Source organism: Dysosmobacter acutus, assembly GCF_018919205.1.
GTDB lineage: Bacteria > Bacillota > Clostridia > Oscillospirales > Oscillospiraceae > Oscillibacter > Oscillibacter acutus.
In genome coordinates, this window is the sequence record NZ_JAHLQN010000001.1 from 2168588 (window position 1) to 2182027 (window position 13440).

A 13440-nucleotide genomic window follows, 5' to 3' on the forward strand; every position below is an offset into this window, starting at 1 on the left:
GTTCGTGTATTTACAGCTTTTTCATATGTATGCCGGCGGATTTGAGCATCAGCTTCTTGGTGCCGATGCCGTCAAAGGCCACCTCCACCAAGGCGTCGCCGCCCATGGGCCGGACGGAAACCACCATGCCGGTTCCAAAGGCGCTGTGCTCCACCATGTCGCCCTTGACCAGCTCCAGCAGCGGAGCGGAAGATACCGCCTTCCGGGCGGCGGAAGGCGAAATCGCACGGCGGGGCGCTCCGCTCTCCCGGACGGTACCGGGACTCCCGGCGGCCGCGGCACCCCGCCGGGGACTCCAGCCCTCCTGCTCCCGGAAGAAGGGATCGTCGTCCTCCCAGGCGCCGCGGCGCGGCTCCGACTTGCTGAGCCACTCCATGTTCTCTGCCGGAATCTCCTCAAGGAACCGGGAGGGCATATTGCTGCTGGTGCGGCCGTAGAGCATCCGCTGGCGGGCATTAACCAGCGTCAGCTGCTCCTTGGCCCGGGTCATGGCCACATAACACAGCCGCCGCTCCTCCTCCATTTCCTCCTCTTCTCCGATGGCGCGGTTGCCCGGGAAGATGCCGTCCTCCATGCCAACCACATAAACCGACGGAAATTCCAGCCCCTTGGCGCTGTGAATGGTCATCAGCGTCACTGCGTCGTCCCCCTCGTTCACCGCATCCAGATCGGTGTACAGGGCAATCTCATTGAGGAAGCCGGACAGCGTAGGGTCCTCCGGCTGGTTTTCCAAAAAGCCCACAATGCTGGACTGGAGCTCCTGGACGTTCTCCAACCGGCCCCGGCTCTCCATGTCGTCCTTTTCCATCAACGCGGCGGTATAACCCGTCTGGGCACAGACCTGCTCATAGAACTCCGGGAGCTCCATGGAAGAGGCCTGGGCGCGGAGAGAAGCGATCAGCTGGGCAAACTTTCCAAGCTTTCCCGCCGCGCTCTTAAGTTCCGCATAGGAGGCCGCCCGGGTCAGAATCTCAAACATGGACGTCCCCTGACTCCTGGCCAGGGTCTGCACCTTCTCCACCGTGGCGGCGCCGATGGAGCGGGCGGGCACATTGATGATGCGGGTGAGGCGCAGATCGTCGTCCGGGTTGTTGATCACGCACAGATACGCCAGCATGTCCTTGATCTCAGCGCGGTCAAAGAACTTCATGCCGCCCACCACCTTGTAGGTGACACCGTTGCGCCGCAGCGCCTGCTCCAGCGCGTTGGACTGGGCGTTCATGCGATAGAGCACGGCGCAGTCCCGGAAGCTGCGGCCCCGGCGGCACTCGGAGAGGATGGAGGAAACCACATAGTTTGCCTCATCCATCTCGCTGAAGGTGGTTTTCACCGTCACCAGGCTGCCGCCGCCGTTCTCTGTCCAAAGGGTCTTGCCCTTTCGGCCATGGTTGTTGCGGATCACCGCGTTGGCGGCGTCCAGGATGTTCTGGGTGGAGCGGTAGTTCTGCTCCAGGCGGATCACCCGCGCGTTTTTATACTGCTTTTCAAAGCTGAGGATGTTCTCAATGTTGGCGCCCCGGAAGCGGTAGATGGACTGGTCGTCGTCGCCCACCACGCAGATGTTCTGATACCCGCCCGCCAGCAGGGAGGTCAGCAGATACTGGAGGTGGTTGGTGTCCTGGTACTCGTCCACCAACACATAGCGGAACTTGCGCTGATAGAAGGTCCGGGTCTCCTCGCTGCGCTGTAAAAGCTCCACCGTGTGGTAGATGATATCGTCAAAATCCATGGCGTTGGCCGTACGCAGCCGTTCCTGATAGGCATCGTAAACCCTGGCGATGCGCTTTAAGCGCCAGTCGTTGGTGGCTTCCATGCGCCGGGCAAACTCCCGGGGGCTTTCGTACTTGTCCTTGGAGCTGCTGATGATGGAGAGCACGTCCCGGGGCGGAAAGGATTTTTCCTCCAGTCCCAGCTCCTTCAGCACATCCTTGATGACCCGCTTGCTGTCGTCGGTATCATAGATGGTGAAGTCCTTGCTGAAGCCCACCTTGTCCGCGTCCCGCCGCAGAATCTTCACGCAGGCGGAGTGGAAGGTGGAGGCCCAGATGTCGTTGGCCGCCGAGCCCAGCCGGGCCGCCAGGCGCTCTTTCAGCTCCCCCGCCGCCTTGTTGGTGAAGGTGATGGCCAGCACCGACCAGGGCACCGCGCTCTCCACGGCGCAAAGCCTTCTGGCCCTGCGCTTCTCCTCCTCCGTGGGATGGTCTGGATAGTGCTCCAGAAACTTTAGGTCCTCCTCCGACGCCCACTCCGGAACCTCATCGCAGTCGCTGCCCCGGCCATAGGTCAACAGGTTATACACCCGCTGGATCAGCACGGTGGTCTTTCCGCTCCCCGCGCCTGCCAACAGCAGCAGCGGCCCTTCCGTGGCCATGGCCGCCCGGCGCTGCTCCGGGTTCAGGCGCTGGAAATCCCGCTCAATGACCCGCTTGCGGGCCGCTACATATCGTTCGTTGTTCATAGTTCCACCCATTCTTAAAATCTTTGTCTATTCTACGATAGAACCCTCCTGAGGTCAAGGTGAAATGAGCGGCAAGAAATGAGCGGCAAGAAAAGGTTGACATTCGTCTACCTCTCTGCTATCCTGAAGGTAGACAAGAGTTTACCAATTGGGGAGGATACGCACATGAAGATCAATCTGTCCGACGGGGAGTGGAAAGTGATGAACCGCCTGTGGGAGCAATCGCCCCGCACCATTACGGAGCTGGTGGGCGCGCTGCGGGAGGAAACCGGCTGGTCCAAGCACACAGTCATCACCATGCTGGGGCGGATGGAATCTAAGGGCGCCGTCCACTATGCGGAGGGGGCCCGGGCCAAACAGTACTATCCCTCCATCCGCCGGGAGGACGCGATTTTGACGGAGACGGAGAGCTTTCTCCACAAGGTGGGCGGATTCGGCTCTTTGGTCAATGCCATGGTGTCCGGCAACGCCCTGACGGAACAAGACCTTGCGGAGCTTTCCGAGCTGCTGCGGCAATCGAAGGAGGATTCGTTATGAAAGAAATCCTGATTACCTCTTCCCTGCTGATTCTTGCGCTGCTTACGCTGCGCCGGCTGTTCCGCCATAACATCAGCCGCCGGGTCCAATATGCCCTGTGGCTTGTGGTGGCGCTGCGGCTGCTGGTTCCGGTAAACCTGCCGGACATGGGCTTCAGCGCCCTCAGCGTCACCCAAGACGTCCAGGAGACGGTCTCCGCCCAATTGGACAGCCGGACGGTCTATGTCCTGCCCATGGACCGCGCTCCGGCGGAGGAGTACCCCTTCTCCCGGCAGGTGCAGCCCGGCCAGGTGGTGCCGGACGGCGCCTCCTTCGGCTACCCCGTCCTCTCCCGGGACGGCCAGACCGTCACCCGCTACGCCGACCGCCTGAGCGCCTCGGAGGTGCTCTCTCTGGTTTGGAAGGCCGGAATCCTTGTGACCGGCGGCTGGTTCCTTGTGGGAAATCTGCTTTTTTACCGCCGGCTGCGCAAAACCCGCCGCCCCTTTGAGACAAAGGAGACCACCCTGCCCTGCTACCTGGTGGAAGAGGGGCTTGACTCGCCCTGCCTGTTCGGACTTCTCCGCCCCGCCGTCTATCTGACGCCCTCCTCCTGCTCCTCGCAAGAGCGGCTGCGCCACGTGCTGGCCCATGAAACAGCCCACCACCGCCACGGGGACCACATCTGGTCGCTTCTGCGGTGCCTGTGCCTCTCGGTCTATTGGTTCAACCCCCTGGTCTGGGCCGCCGCCGCGGCCTCCCGCACGGACTGTGAGCTGGCCTGCGACGAGTCCGCCGTACGGCGCCTGGGCGAGGAGCAGCGGATCCCCTATGGCCAGACGCTGCTGTCCCTTATTCCGGTGAAAACCGTTCCCACCGGGCTTTTGCGCACCGCAACCACCATGACCTCAGGCAAGCAGCAGCTCAAAGACCGCATCCAGCGAATCGCTCAAAAGCGCCAGAGCGTGGCGGCGGCGCTGTTCGCCGTGGTGGCCTTGGTGGCCGCCGTCTGCGCTTTTGCCTTCACCGGCGCCGCAGCGGAAAAGCCCTGGGACCCCATCGATGAGGAGGAGCTGCGCTACTTTAATGAAGAATACTTCAATGGGGAGGATTACAACCTCCGCAACCAGTTCCTCTCTTCCCTCTATGACTCACCGGAGGAAATCGACCTCTTTGCGCTCTTTTACTGCGGGATTCCAGGCTCAGAGCTTCACGATCTCTCTGCCCCCGCCCTGCCCGACGATGTCTGGCAGCAGGTCATTGACGCGGCGTATGGCGGCGTGGACCCGGATTGTGCCACCTACCAAATGTCCGCTGAGGAAATGGATGGCCTCTTACAGCGGTATATGGGCATCTCTTTGGAGGAGTCGGCGGGGGTTGGGCTTGACCAGTTCCACTATTTCCCGGAACATGACACCTACTTCTGGGCCCACGGCGACACCAACTATCGGAGCAGCGTCGCCTTTTCCTCCGGCAGCCGCCGTGGAGACCTGATCCGCCTCATCTATGACGACTGGTTTATGGACGATGGATATAAGGTGCTCACGCTGCGAAAGACAGGCGGCGGCTATCACTTCGTCTCCAACCAGCGCTACCTGCCCCCTCCCGCCGGAGAGCTGGACCAGGTGCTCTCCCTTGAAGGCGCGCTCCCCCATCCGCTGGAGGCCGCCCCCACTGAGGAGCATGTCTCCGATCTTTTTGAGATTCTGCAATCCTGTCCCATGGAGCAGGGCAATCTGAAAGGGCGCACCGTTGTCTTCTACCGCGCCGCGGATGAAACCATTTACGCCGCCCTCACCAATGGCGAATCGGGGCTCTGGACGGCGGACTGCTTTTTGACTGTGGAGTACGACGCCACCGACGGACGCCTTTCCATCCATCCCTTCTCCAACCTCCTTGGGTACGACGGCTTCCAGATCACATATCCCATTTTTATGGGCACCTCGGTGACCGCCTATTATACCTGCGACGATGCGGGACAGCTTCAGCTGCTGTTTGAAACCACCGGCGGCTGCTCCACGTATGACATGGACCTGGACGGCCAGCAGGAGCTTCTCTGGGAGCCCCTGGGCGCGGAGCCGGAGGAGCGGGGCCTCTATTTCCTCTTCCGTCGCCAAGGCGCGCTCTACCAGATCCATCTGGATTCGCTGATACAGGACGCCTACCCCAGCTGGAGCTACTGGGAATTTGGGTCCTTTGACAGCGAGACCTTCCTGCTGCCTCTGAGCGGATACGATGAGCAGAACAACTGGGCCACGGTCCAGCGCTTCCTCCGCTTTACCGGCGACTCACTGGAATCCTACCGGGACAACCGCTCCACCAGCGACCATGTGATGGAGGGCGTTGACGTCCCGGAAGACGTGCTGGCCGCGGCCAAAGAGACGGTGGAGGGCTTCTATCGTGAGGAAAAAGACTACGACCGGGAGGATGACCCCCACTACGACGACTGGCGCATTGAGAGCCTGACCTTCACCGGCTCCTATGAGGTTCACGGCGTGCCGGTGGAGCTATACAACCTCAACTATGAGTTCCACTCCTCCTCGCCGGAGTCCGTGACGCTGGCCGGCGGCATGTACCTGAAGGAGGACGGATGGGTCTGCCCCTCCTATCCCTACTGCACCCATCTTCTATTCCATGCAAACGAGGACGGCAGCCGCTCCTATGTGGGCGCTCAGATGATCAACGACTGCGGCCCGGACTCAGATCTCTTTTGGGCAACTTTCCAATCCATGCTCTTTGAAAGCGACGTATTTTTTGACCCGGAGGACGCCTTTCGTGAGGCGGTGATGGAGCATGTCGGCGCTTCCTTGGGAGAAGACGCGCTCTACGCCGCCGAGGCCCACGCGGTGCTCTCCATCGCCGAAACCGGTGAAACTCTTTCCACCTACTATGGCGTGGCCCTCTATCAGGAGTCCGGCTACACCGGCGGCATCGATCTCACCTTGCTGCGCCAGTGCTTTTTCCCCTGCTCTGTGACATTGGAAAAGCAGGGAGAGCTCTTCTACATACGGGACTTCTGGGCCCCGTCAGGCGGCGTCGCCGTTCCGTCCCCTCCCTCCGCTTCCCGTCCCGCCGACACGGACTGGCTTGCGCAGGTGGAGACCCGCTTCCCCGCCGACTCTGCAAAACTGGTCCGAACCGCCATGGGGTCCTATCAGGAGGGACTGTCTCTTGCCTGCGCCCAGGAGACCTCCTCCTATTGGGAGGGCGCCTATTCCTCTTTCCTGAATCACCAGAGCGCCGACGTGGTGGCAAACTTCCTGCTGGAAATCAGCGGTTCCCCCGCAGACGTCACCTTCTATGAGGGCATCCGGGCGGAGAGCGCTCTGAACATCCTCTTTGACCAGTACCTCCGCACGCCCTATGACCTGAGCCTTACCCTCTCCGGCCTTGGGGAAGATGCGCGGGCGGACCTCGTCCACCTGCTGGCCCTGGAGGCCCAGTATAACCAATGGCAGTATGAGGCAAGAAATCTGCCGGGTGAGTTCCCCTCCACATCGGAGGGCCGCCGGGCTGAGGCTTTTTACAACCGGGTGGAAACGGCCATCCGCGATTTGGACGGCTCCAAGACAAAAACGGTCCGGGAGGACACTTACGGCCTGACCCTTGCCTATCCGGTGGGCTGGGACCAATTTGGCACAGTGCGAACCAGCACGGAGGAGGGCGGACGGTCGGTCTTCACCCTCCGGGAGAACGGGGCCTTTCAGAAATACGGAGACGGCTTCGTTTGGAACCTGACAATCTGGCCCCGGTCTGAATTTGAAGATCAGTTCGGCACCGACCTCTCCCAGTTCGTGGGCGCGGCCGGCGGCGTCATCGGCACCGATCAGACCTATGTCTATGTGCTGACGGAGCCAACGGATGTGCAGTATCTGGAGCACAACTTCCTGAGCCGCCGCCACTACGGCTGCCTGAGAGTCTGCTCCCAGACGGTGGTAGAGGACTTTTTGAGCCGCAACGGCATTGAGGCAAACCCCCTTTGTCCTCTGCTCAACTGCTACATGGCCCCCGAAGAATAAACGGATTTGTCAGGAAAGGACGCCCCACGGGGCGTCCTTTCCTATTGGCCTAACAGGGCCATGTTTTTTTCTTCGATGAAGTTGGGCACGCTGTAGGAGATCAAAACCGCGTCTATGCCGTTTTCCCGCGCGTACTCCGCCACGGAGCCTTTATAATAGCGCAGGTCCAGCAGATGCACCTGCTCAAAGTTCTGAGACAGGAACGGAGCCAGGGAGTCGGCGTAGGAGTCCCGGATGATTAGAAGGCGCCCGCCCTCTTTCGCGGACTGACTCTCCACGATGCAAAGGGGTTGGTTGCCGCCTAAGAAGAAGGAGTACTTGTCCTTCCCCTCCAACTTGCTCCAGTCATACAGCGCTCCCGCCTCCGGCTTGCCGGTGCGGTAGGAGGTCACATCCACTCCTTCCTCCTCCACGGCAATCTCCATGGCATCCGGCTTCAGCCAGTGGATGCCCGAGGTGGAGTAGAGCGTACCGGAAAAGCTGTCGCTGACCTGCCGTGGTTCGCCCATGGGCTCGATATCCAGGCCCATGGCCCGGGCCGCGGCGGTATAGCCGTAGTAGGCGCCCAAGGTGGTCCAGTGGTGGTCCGTCCGATAAAAAATGGGCTCCTCCGCGTGATCGGTCAGCACGGAGGAATACTCCACCAGAGGTACGCCTATTGTCCGGGCCTGATCCAAAACCAGCCTCTGGTCATAGGAGGCCGCTCCCTCCGGCAGACGGTCCTTCCACACCTCCGCAGCCGAGGGGATCAGCCCCAGGTACACGGGAAGCTCCGTTTTTTCCGCCAATGCCTTCACATAGCCCAGGTTTTTCTCCACCAGGGCCGCGTCCGGCTCATTCACCCTGGCGATCAGCGTATCGCCGCAGAGGTAGACTCCGCTAAATTCCCGCTTGCCGATGGCCTGCTCACTGCGGGCCTTTACCCCGGTCCACTCATCCCGCATGGGAAACTGGTCGGCAATATAGGTTTCCACGTCCTCCATAAAGCTGCCGTCTAACACCGCCCCCACGGAAAAACGGGGGGCCTGCTGAAGGGTGCGGTTTTCCACCTCCGACTTCTCCCGGTCCGGGAGAATCAGGTGGAGGGCAAAGAATCCGCCGATAAAGAGGCAGAACAAAACGGAGATGAACTGCGCGTATCGTTTTTGCATCTTCACCCTCCTCTCAAAACCGGAAATACAAAAAGGGATTATAGCTGCCGTCCACCAGATAGGCGGTGCAGAGGATCAGCGCCCCCACCATCAGCACCGGGAAGACAAGCTGCCGCAGCCGCGGCGAAAGCGCGCCCCACACCCGCTTTCCAAAAAGCGTGGAGGCCAATATCAGAACGATCAGCGTCAGCGCGTAGCTGCGCAGCGCGTAACCGTCCGCCGCGCTCCACAGCGCGCCGTTTCCAAAGCAGGTGGAGAGATAGGCAAGACAGCGGCCCATGTCCTCGATGGCGAAAATTCCCCAGCCCACCGCCACCACCAACAGGGTGTAAAGATGCTTTACCCAGGCGGGCGTCTTACTGAGGACGCCTTTGAGGAGGAACTTCTCCAAAATGAGCCAGACGGCAAAGTACAGCCCCCACAGAATGAAGTTCCAGCCCGCGCCGTGCCAGAAGCCGGTGAGAAACCACACGATCACAATATTGCGCAGCGTCCTGGCCGTCCCGCCCCGATTGCCCCCAAGGGGAATATAGACGTATTCCCGGAACCAGGAGGTCAATGACATGTGCCACCGGCGCCAGAACTCCGTCACCGACGAGGAGAGATACGGGTGGTCGAAGTTCTGCTCAAAGTGAAAACCGAACATCCTGCCCAGGCCGATGGCCATATCGGAGTATCCGGAAAAGTCAAAATAAATCTGGAACGAGTAGGCCGCAAGGCCCAGCCAGCCGCCCGCCACCGTCAAGGTTCCCGAGAGCTGGGCCGCAAGGGACGTATCCCACAGCGCGCCGATGGAGTTGGCAAGCAGCACCTTTTTGGCAAGGCCGATCACAAAGAGCTGCACGCCAGAGGCAAACCCCTCCGGGCTGTGGGTGCGTTCGTTCAGCTCCCGGGCCACAGTCTTATACTTGACAATGGGGCCGGCGATCAGCTGGGGGAACATGGTGACAAAGGTCCCAAATGTCAAAAGGTTCCGCTGCACCGGCGCGTCAGCGCGGTACACATCGATGGTGTAGCTCATGGTCTGGAAGGTGAAAAAAGAGATGCCGATGGGCAGGCTCAGCCCCAACTGGGGGATCTGAACGCCGGGAATCAGGGACAGATTGGCGGCGAAAAAGTCATAGTACTTGAAAAAGCCCAGAAGCATCAGGTTGAACACCACGGACTGCGCCACAAACCGTCGGGCCTTTTTATCGTTTGCCCTGTATTTCTCCACCAGCAGTCCGTGGGAATAGTCGATGAGGATGGACAGGACCATAATTGCAATGTACACCGGTTCGCCCCAGCCATAGAAGAGCAGGCTGACGATCAGCAACACCACATTGCGCCAATGGAGCGGGACCGCAAAATACAGGAGCAGCACCACAGGCAGATAGTAGAATAAAAATGTCAAACTGCTGAAAACCAAAAGTCTCTCTCCTTACAGTATGGTTGCCGCGGCCCCAAAGCCGCGGCAACCGGTAAACGTCCGTCTACAGCTGATTTCCGTACACTGTCTCCGGCAAACGGCAGCCTGCTCCGTCTGATTCGCGGCCCGCCGCCATTTGCGGAACGATACAAATTGTATCACAATTTTTCCGGGAAACAAGGCTTATTCGTCAAAAAGCGCCTTCCACTGGTCCACCACTTCCTGCCCGTTCTCCGCATAGGCGATCAGCGCCACGTAGGGCCCCTCCGTCAGCACCTGGGCATCGCCCCAGGCCTCCATGGACTCCGGGTACCAGGCGCCGCCCTCCGCCTGTTCATCCGCCCGCTTCTGGAAAATTTCAGCCACCTTCCCGGCGTCCTCCTCCGTCTCGCACTGGACAAAGGCAAACTCCGCCACCACAGAGGACATCATGGGCATCTTCATCACTTTCTGGACCAGCGTATACTCCCCAAGCCCGGGATAATAGGTCTCCTGCAGCTCATCGGTCACATCCACAAGATAGGTGCCCTCCCAGCCGTAGCGCTCCGCCAGGGAGTTGTAAAAGTCTGTGAGATTCACCTCTTTAGGCGTCTCCGAACCCTTGCAGCCGGTCAGCAGGATCAGCACAAGCACGGCGCTCAGCAGCAGTATCACTTGTTTTTTCATATATGGACTCCTTTGTTTGTTGATTTGTTTCTTTCCCGTACTCAGACGGGACAGCGTGGGAAAAAGTTCCCATAGTTTTCCCCTGAAGCTTCCATTTCATACATGCTTGCTTTTTTCCGCGCCGGGCGCTATAATTTGTTCGCCTTCTACATTTTACCAAAGGGGAGTTTTATGTACAGCTTTGCCAATGATTACAGCGAAGGGGCCCACCCCCTTGTTTTGCAGGCTCTGGCCGAGACCAACTCAGAGCAGACCCGCGGCTACGGTCTGGACGATTACTGCGCCGCGGCGGCGGATGCCATCCGCTCCCTCTGCACCGCCCCGGAGGCGGACATCCATTTTGTGGTGGGCGGAACCCAGGCGAATCTCCTGACCATCCACGCCTTCCTCCGCTCCTATGAGGCGGTGATTGCCGCCCACACGGGCCATATCAACGTCCACGAGACCGGCGCCATCGAGCTCACCGGCCACAAGGTGGCGGCGCTCCCCTCTGCCGACGGAAAGGTGACGCCGGCCATGGTGGAGCAGGCGGTGGCCGCCCACTCCTCAGAGCACATGGTGCATCCCCGCCTGATATACATTTCCAATACCACGGAAGTGGGTACACTTTACAGCAAATCAGAATTGGCCGCCCTGCGCAGATGCTGCGATGAGAATGGGCTTTTCCTCTACCTGGACGGTGCCCGCCTGGGCTCCGCCCTCACTGCGCCCGGAAACGACCTGACCTGGTCGGACCTGCCCCGCTATACCGATGCCTTCACCATTGGCGGGACCAAGAACGGCGCTCTGTTCGGTGAGGCGGTGGTTCTGGTGCGGGAGAGCGTCAAGGATCATTTCCGGTACTATATGAAGCAGCGGGGCGCCATGCTGGCCAAGGGCCGTCTCTTAGGCGTCCAGTTCCAGGCTCTTTTGAAGGACGGCCTCTATCTGCATCTTGCGCGTCACGCCAACGAGCAGGCCGCCCGCCTGAGGGAGGGCATCTCCGCCCTTGGGTACGAGCTGTCCTACCACTCCCCGTCCAATCAGATCTTCCCCGTCTTCCCCAACCACGTGGCCGAACGCCTTGCCTCCTCCTACGACTTCACTGTGGACGCGCCGGTGGGACCCCGCCGGACCCGGGTACGGCTGGTCACCAGCTGGGCCACCGAGGCCCGGGATGTGGACCGCTTTTTGGAGGACCTGGCCCAAATCCATTCTTAGCAGAAGCCGCCCAGAAAAATGGGCGGCTTTTTTGTGGGTTTTTCCCGGCGGCGTTGTATGATAGAGTAGAGACAAGAGAAAGGAGGCTGGATATGGAGGATGCATCCATTGTGGAGCTGCTGCGCACCCATCAAAGCGAGGGCCTGGAGCAGCTGCTGAGCCGCTACAGCGGCTTGATGCACTACGTGATCGGCGGTATCCTCCGCCATCCTCAGGAGGTGGAGGACTGTTACAATGAGGTGTGCCTGTGCCTGTGGCAGAAGATGGACACCTATGACCCGGAAAAAGCGTCCCTTGCAACCTATCTGACCGCTGTGTCAAGAAATATGGCCCTGAACCGCCTCAAATCCATACAGCGGCGCAGCGCCCATGAGACGCAGGAGGAACCCGCCTCCGTCGGTACGCCCGAGGACGCGCTGATGCGCAAGGAGCAGCTGGAGCAGCTTAAGGCCCTTGTCGCCCGCATGGACCATAGGGACCGGCAGCTCTTTTACCGGAAATACTATTACATGCAGCCCATGGCGCAGATTGCCGCCGAAATGGGCCTGTCCCTCCGCGCGGCTGAGGGGCGGCTCTACCGGCTGCGCAAGCGGCTGCAGGAGGAACTGGGAGGTGACGCTCTATGAATGAATGGGAGAAGTTTGACCGTTCCCTGTCCGAATCCCTGGAGGAGTTCCCGCCCCTGGAGGAAGCGGTGCAGGAGATCACCCCCTGGCGCGGCGCCATCGACCGCATTGTGGCAGGACTTTTGCTCACCTCCATCACGCTGAATTTTTTCAATCTCCAATATATTCTGCCGGCTGTCGGCGCCATGCAGCTCTATCTTGGATTCCGCACACTGCGGGGCAACAACAAGTGGTTTCGAATTTCCTCCTGTTTGGCACTTTGTGAAGTTATTTTGATTTACGTTGGTAATGTGCTTTGCGCCACGCCCTATGCCGCCTCCAGTCTGGCTGGCACAGTCCATGGGGCGGCGGGCGCCGCCGTCACCTTCCTGTTGTTCTTCTGCTTCCGCCGGGCCCTACAGGAGGCTTTCCACGCGGTTGGAAGAAAACAGGAGGATGATCCGCTGTTGGGTGCCATGATCTGGTACGCCGTCATACTCATTCTGGCCCTGTGGCTGCCCAACATCGGTCTTTTGGGCGGCGTCATAGTCCTTGTGGCCTATGTGCTCATCCTCCGCTCGCTCAGCCGCGTCTCCGATTCGTTGGATGTCTGCGGCTATTCGGTGCAGGCCTCCCCTGTGCGCCTGAGCAGCGGCCTTTTACAGCGCTGGTACTACCTGAGCCTTCTGGTCCTGGTGGTGGGCTGCACCTTGTATTTCAACCACGTGCCGGTGGAAAAGCAGTCCTTTACAGCTCCAACGGACGTGGAGGAAAATCTCCTTCAGATTGGTTTCCCCTCAGACCTGTTGGAGCGCTTGGACGATGCGGAGCGGCAGCGGCTTGATAGCGCGGACTGGTGTTTTACCGCCCGGGATCAGGAAAACGGCGGTGACCGGGAAAAGACAAAGCTGCGCTTTGATACGGTGATCGTACGGACCGGCGATCTGAGCTATCGCATTTACTCCTTTTTTACCCTGGAGGAGACCACCCTCCGCTCCAACTGGCAGAACATCGCAAATGTAAATCCGGACTATCAGCCGGATATCCACCCCTCCTCCTATCCTTCGGACTTCACCTGCCGGATTCTTTGGACCTCCGATGGGCAGCCATATTACGGAGACGTGGAAGTGGACAGCCGGACCTACTACGATTTCTTCGGCGATTCCCACGCCCTGCCCACGGTTCGCTTCAGCTACCCCTTCTTCTCGGAAGACCGCTGCGGCTATATGGCCTACAACCTGAATGTGCCCGCCGAATGGACCGTCTTCTGGACCGGATTTTGCTACGACATGCCGGTGTATACCAACCTGTTCCCCTACAGCGCCGACCCGGCCAGCCACTGGAACAGCGACTGGTACGGCGGCAGCTACACCTCTTTGCGCCTGGATGAGTCGGGAAACCCGTAAGCGGCCGCAAA

At 60.0% G+C, this 13440-nt stretch carries 9 protein-coding genes; 5 read left to right on the plus strand and 4 right to left on the minus strand.

The window, feature by feature from the left end; all coding sequences use genetic code 11:
* Nucleotides 1–10 precede the first annotated feature (10 nt).
* Nucleotides 11–2458, minus strand: a complete 2448-nt coding sequence (locus KQI82_RS10465) for an ATP-dependent helicase (protein ID WP_216632701.1) — start codon at nt 2456–2458, stop codon at nt 11–13.
* A 165-nt stretch (nt 2459–2623) separates the two neighbouring features.
* Between KQI82_RS10465 and KQI82_RS10470 the strand changes: the two genes are divergently transcribed.
* Complete coding sequence (locus KQI82_RS10470; RefSeq protein WP_216632702.1) at nt 2624–2995, plus strand: BlaI/MecI/CopY family transcriptional regulator; 372 nt, start codon at nt 2624–2626, stop codon at nt 2993–2995.
* The gene (locus KQI82_RS10475) at nt 2992–6993 is read left to right on the plus strand and encodes a M56 family metallopeptidase (protein WP_216632703.1); all 4002 of its coding nucleotides are present in this window, start codon (nt 2992–2994) and stop codon (nt 6991–6993) included. Before KQI82_RS10470 ends, KQI82_RS10475 begins: the two co-directional genes overlap by 4 nt.
* 41 nt (nt 6994–7034) lie before the next feature.
* Here KQI82_RS10475 and KQI82_RS10480 read toward each other — a convergent pair whose 3' ends face one another.
* From KQI82_RS10480 to KQI82_RS10490, 3 genes are all read right to left on the minus strand, one after another.
* Entirely contained in the window at nt 7035–8144 is a 1110-nt protein-coding gene (locus KQI82_RS10480; RefSeq protein WP_216632704.1) for a DHHW family protein, read from the minus strand.
* 13 nt (nt 8145–8157) lie between these two features.
* Nucleotides 8158–9552 (minus strand): MBOAT family O-acyltransferase, encoded by a 1395-nt coding sequence (locus KQI82_RS10485; RefSeq protein ID WP_216632705.1) that lies wholly within the window; start codon nt 9550–9552, stop codon nt 8158–8160.
* Between the two features lie 183 nt (nt 9553–9735).
* Nucleotides 9736–10218, minus strand: coding sequence for a DUF4358 domain-containing protein (locus KQI82_RS10490; protein ID WP_216632706.1), 483 nt, complete (start codon nt 10216–10218; stop codon nt 9736–9738).
* Between the two features lie 171 nt (nt 10219–10389).
* Here KQI82_RS10490 and KQI82_RS10495 point away from each other — a divergent pair, with 171 nt between their 5' ends.
* The 3 genes from KQI82_RS10495 to KQI82_RS10505 all read left to right on the plus strand — a co-directional run bounded on the left by KQI82_RS10495 (nt 10390) and on the right by KQI82_RS10505 (nt 13429).
* Nucleotides 10390–11418 carry a threonine aldolase family protein gene (locus KQI82_RS10495; protein WP_216632707.1) on the plus strand — a complete coding sequence of 343 codons (1029 nt, stop codon included), beginning with the start codon at nt 10390–10392 and terminating at the stop codon, nt 11416–11418.
* A gap of 92 nt (nt 11419–11510) precedes the next feature.
* The gene (locus tag KQI82_RS10500; RefSeq protein ID WP_216632708.1) at nt 11511–12044 is read left to right on the plus strand and encodes an RNA polymerase sigma factor; all 534 of its coding nucleotides are present in this window, start codon (nt 11511–11513) and stop codon (nt 12042–12044) included.
* Nucleotides 12041–13429, plus strand: coding sequence for a hypothetical protein (locus KQI82_RS10505; RefSeq protein WP_216632709.1), 1389 nt, complete (start codon nt 12041–12043; stop codon nt 13427–13429). The genes KQI82_RS10500 and KQI82_RS10505 overlap by 4 nt, the downstream gene beginning before the upstream one ends.
* Nucleotides 13430–13440 lie beyond the last annotated feature (11 nt).

Coding starts and splice junctions, on each gene's coding strand:
- KQI82_RS10465 (WP_216632701.1), bottom strand. CDS start 2,458: ATGAACAACGAACGATATGTAGCGGCCCGCAAGCGGGTCATTGAGCGG.
- KQI82_RS10470 (WP_216632702.1), top strand. CDS start 2,624: ATGAAGATCAATCTGTCCGACGGGGAGTGGAAAGTGATGAACCGCCTG.
- KQI82_RS10475 (WP_216632703.1), top strand. CDS start 2,992: ATGAAAGAAATCCTGATTACCTCTTCCCTGCTGATTCTTGCGCTGCTT.
- KQI82_RS10480 (WP_216632704.1), bottom strand. CDS start 8,144: ATGCAAAAACGATACGCGCAGTTCATCTCCGTTTTGTTCTGCCTCTTT.
- KQI82_RS10490 (WP_216632706.1), bottom strand. CDS start 10,218: ATGAAAAAACAAGTGATACTGCTGCTGAGCGCCGTGCTTGTGCTGATC.
- KQI82_RS10495 (WP_216632707.1), top strand. CDS start 10,390: ATGTACAGCTTTGCCAATGATTACAGCGAAGGGGCCCACCCCCTTGTT.
- KQI82_RS10500 (WP_216632708.1), top strand. CDS start 11,511: ATGGAGGATGCATCCATTGTGGAGCTGCTGCGCACCCATCAAAGCGAG.
- KQI82_RS10505 (WP_216632709.1), top strand. CDS start 12,041: ATGAATGAATGGGAGAAGTTTGACCGTTCCCTGTCCGAATCCCTGGAG.